Raw genomic sequence first — 3,969 nt, forward strand, 5'->3', positions numbered from 1 at the left:
TCTCTGTGGGTTTTTTCCTTCCAAGCAAGAGGAGGGCGGGGCGGCAACCGCCACTGGGGGGGAGGAGAGGCTCCGGCCACTGGGGGGGGACGGTCCCCTTCCGCATGCGGGCTAGCGCTTGTGCTGCGCGTCCGCGACCGTGACCTCCACGCGCTGGAACTCCTTGAGCTCGCTGTAGCCGGTGGTGGCCATGGCGCGGCGGAGGGCACCGAAGATGTTCATGGAGCCGTCCGGGATGTGCGAGGGACCGGCGAGGATCTCCTCGATCGTGCCGACGGTTCCGAGGTCGACCTTCTTGCCGCGCGGCAGCTCCTCGTTCACCGCCTCCATGCCCCAGTGGTGGCCGCGGCCTGGCGCGTCCGTGGCGCGCGCCAGCGGGGAGCCCATCATCACCGCGTCGGCCCCGCAGGCGATGGCCTTGGGCAGGTCGCCGGACCAGCCGACGCCGCCGTCCGCGATGACGTGCACGTAGCGGCCGCCGGACTCGTCCATGTAGTCCCGGCGGGCCGCGGCGACGTCCGCCACCGCGGTCGCCATCGGGACCTGGATGCCGAGGACGTTGCGCGTGGTGTGCGCGGCGCCGCCGCCGAAGCCGACCAGCACGCCGGCCGCGCCCGTGCGCATCAGGTGCAGGGCGGCCGTGTACGTGGCGCAGCCGCCGACGATCACCGGGACGTCCAGCTCGTAGATGAACTGCTTCAGGTTCAGCGGTTCGGCGGCACCGGAGACGTGTTCGGCCGACACCGTCGTACCGCGGATGACGAAGATGTCCACGCCCGCGTCCACGACCGCCTTGGAGAACTGGGCCGTGCGCTGCGGGGACAGCGCGGCGGCGGTGACCACGCCCGAGTCGCGCACCTCCTTGATGCGCTGCCCGATCAGCTCCTCCTTGATGGGAGCCGCGTAGATCTCCTGGAGGCGGCGGGTCGCGGTGTCCGCGTCCAGCTCGCCGATCTCGTCCAGCAGCGGCTGCGGGTCCTCGTACCTCGTCCACAGGCCCTCGAGGTTGAGGACGCCCAGGCCGCCCAGCTCACCGATGCGGATCGCGGTGGCCGGGGAGACGATGGAGTCCATGGGGGCGGCCAGGAACGGCAGCTCGAAGCGGTAGGCGTCGATCTGCCAGGCGATCGAGACCTCCTTCGGGTCCCGGGTCCGGCGGCTCGGGACGACGGCGATGTCGTCGAAGGCGTACGCCCGGCGGCCGCGCTTGCCGCGCCCGATCTCGATCTCAGTCACGTGTGTGGCCTTTCCTCTGCGTTTCAGCGCCTTCCAGTATCCCCGACGCCCACGCCGAGAGCGGCCCCGGAACCTCCGGGACCGCTCTCGATCGCACATCGACGCGTGCTTCACGCGCGCGTGGGGCTCACTTACGGCTGTAGTTCGGCGCCTCGACCGTCATCTGGATGTCGTGCGGGTGGCTCTCCTTGAGACCGGCCGAGGTGATCCGCACGAAGCGGCCCTTGGACTCCATCTCTCCGATGCTGGCCGCGCCCACGTAGCCCATGGTCTGCCGCAGACCGCCGACGAGCTGGTGCAGCACGTTGGCGAGGGGGCCGCGGTAGGGCACCTGGCCCTCGATGCCCTCGGGCACGAGCTTGTCGTCGGCGGCGACCTCGGCCTGGAAGTAGCGGTCCTTCGAGTACGACCGGCCCTGGCCGCGGGACTGCATGGCGCCGAGCGAGCCCATGCCGCGGTACGACTTGAACTGCTTGCCGTTGATGAACTGCAGCTCGCCGGGCGATTCCTCGCAGCCGGCCAGGAGGCTGCCCAGCATCACCGTGTCGGCGCCGGCGGCCAGTGCCTTGCCGATGTCGCCGGAGTACTGCAGGCCGCCGTCACCGATCACCGGGATGCCCGCGGGACGGGCCGCGAGGGCGGCCTCGTAGATGGCGGTGACCTGCGGGACGCCGATGCCGGCGACCACGCGGGTGGTACAGATCGAGCCGGGTCCCACGCCGACCTTGATGCCGTCGACGCCGGCGTCGATCAGCGCCTGCGCGCCGTCACGCGTGGCGACGTTGCCGCCGATCACGTCGACGTTCACGCTGGACTTGATCTTCGCCATCCAGTTGAGCGCGTTGCTGTTGTGGCCGTGCGAGGTGTCGACGACCAGGAAGTCCACGCCGGCCTCGGCGAGCGCCTGGGCCCGCTCCAGCGCCTCGGGGCTGGCCCCCACGGCGGCACCGACGAGCAGCCGGCCCTCGGCGTCCTTCGCGGCGTGGGGGTACTGCTCGGCCTTGACGAAGTCCTTGACCGTGATGAGGCCCTTGAGGACACCCGCCTCGTCGACCAGGGGCAGCTTCTCGATCTTGTGGCGGCGCAGCAGTTCCATGGCGTCGGCACCGGAGATGCCGACCTTGCCGGTGACCAGCGGCATCGGGGTCATGACCTCGCGCACCTGGCGGGAGCGGTCGTTCTCGAAGGCCATGTCGCGGTTGGTGACGATGCCGAGCAGCTTCTTGTTGCCGTCGGTGACCGGGACTCCGCTGATGCGGAACTTGGCACACAGGGCGTCGGCCTCGGCCAGCGTGGCGTCCGGGTGCACGGTGATGGGGTCGGTGACCATGCCGGACTCGGAGCGCTTCACGAGGTCGACCTGGTTGACCTGGTCGTCGACCGACAGGTTGCGGTGCAGCACGCCGACGCCGCCCTGGCGGGCCATCGAGATCGCCATGCGGGACTCGGTCACCTTGTCCATCGCCGCGGACAGCAGCGGGATGTTCACCCGTACGTTGCGGGAGATGCGGGACGAGGTGTCGACCGCGTTGGGGAGCACCTCGGATGCACCCGGCAGCAGCAGCACGTCGTCGTAGGTCAGCCCGAGTGTCGCGAATTTTCCGGGCACTCCGTCGACGTTCGCAGTCATGACACCTTCCCCAAATGGCCTTGATCGGTGCGGATGTCCATGCTAACGGGAAGCATGGCTCTCTCATTCCACGGTTCCGGACGCCCGTCGGCTTCGTAGCTTCGTACGGAACCGGCGGAGCAGCCGTTCACCCGCCGGCCCCGGGAGGCGTCATGGCGCGGGCCGGAACCCGGCACCGGCCCGTCGAAGGCGGAGGCGTCCGCGGGACGAGCCGCCGGCACCGCCGGGGAGCCGCTACTGCTCAGCCAGCGCCCGCAGGCGGCTCAGGGCCCGGTGCTGGGCCACGCGGACCGCACCGGGTGACATTCCCAACATCTGTCCGGTCTCCTCGGCCGTGAGACCCACCGCGATCCTCAGCAGGAGCAGTTCCCGCTGGTTCTCCGGGAGGTTGGCCAGGAGTTTCTTGGCCCACTCGGCATCGCTGCTGAGCAGGGCACGCTCCTCGGGGCCGAGCGAGTCGTCGGGGCGCTCGGGCATCTCGTCCGAGGGCACCGCCGTCGAACCGGGGTGCCGCATCGCGGCGCGCTGCAGGTCGGCGACCTTGTGCGCGGCGATGGCGAAGACGAAGGCCTCGAAGGGGCGCCCGGTGTCCTTGTAGCGCGGCAGGGCCAGCAGCACCGCGACGCAGACCTCCTGCGCCAGGTCCTCCACGAAGTGCCGCGCGTCGCCCGGAAGCCGGGAAAGACGCGCGCGGCAGTACCGCAGAGCGAGAGGGTGTACGTGAGCGAGCAGGTCGTGTGTCGCCTGCTCGTCGCCGTCGACCGCGCGATGGACGAGCGCACCGATCACCGTCGTCTCGTCGTCGCGCATCAATCCATGGTGCCTCGGCGTCGTCCGATCCGTGGCACCGCGTCCATAGTTGTGCACCGAAGCGTTATGAGTAGGTGCGCCGGAACTCATCTCCTGCGCCCTCCCCTTCCGCTCGACCGACTCGTCCCCGAGGAACTCCACACCTCAAGGATGCGGCATCCGCCGGGAAACGGGGGCCGGGCACCGGAGGGACCCTGTCCGACGGCCCGGCCCCGGGGGGGGGGGGGGGGGGGGGGGGGGGGGGGGGGGAGGGGGGGGGGGGGGGGGGGGGGAGGGGCCACTCGTTGGACAGG

3 protein-coding genes are annotated in these 3,969 nt (G+C 70.6%); all 3 read right to left on the bottom strand.

What is annotated here, in order from left to right:
• Nucleotides 1–111: 111 nt before the first annotated feature.
• On the bottom strand, nt 112–1,236 hold the full coding sequence (locus tag AC069T_RS01090; protein ID WP_358855243.1) for a GuaB3 family IMP dehydrogenase-related protein: 1,125 nt from the start codon (nt 1,234–1,236) through the stop codon (nt 112–114).
• A gap of 127 nt (nt 1,237–1,363) precedes the next feature.
• On the bottom strand, nt 1,364–2,866 hold the full coding sequence (guaB, locus tag AC069T_RS01095) for an IMP dehydrogenase (RefSeq protein WP_478780713.1): 1,503 nt from the start codon (nt 2,864–2,866) through the stop codon (nt 1,364–1,366).
• A gap of 234 nt (nt 2,867–3,100) precedes the next feature.
• Nucleotides 3,101–3,676 (bottom strand): sigma-70 family RNA polymerase sigma factor, encoded by a 576-nt coding sequence (locus AC069T_RS01100; protein ID WP_355314556.1) that lies wholly within the window; start codon nt 3,674–3,676, stop codon nt 3,101–3,103.
• Between the last annotated feature and the right edge of the window lie 293 nt (nt 3,677–3,969).

The organism is Streptomyces sp. NPDC043867 (assembly GCF_056435845.1).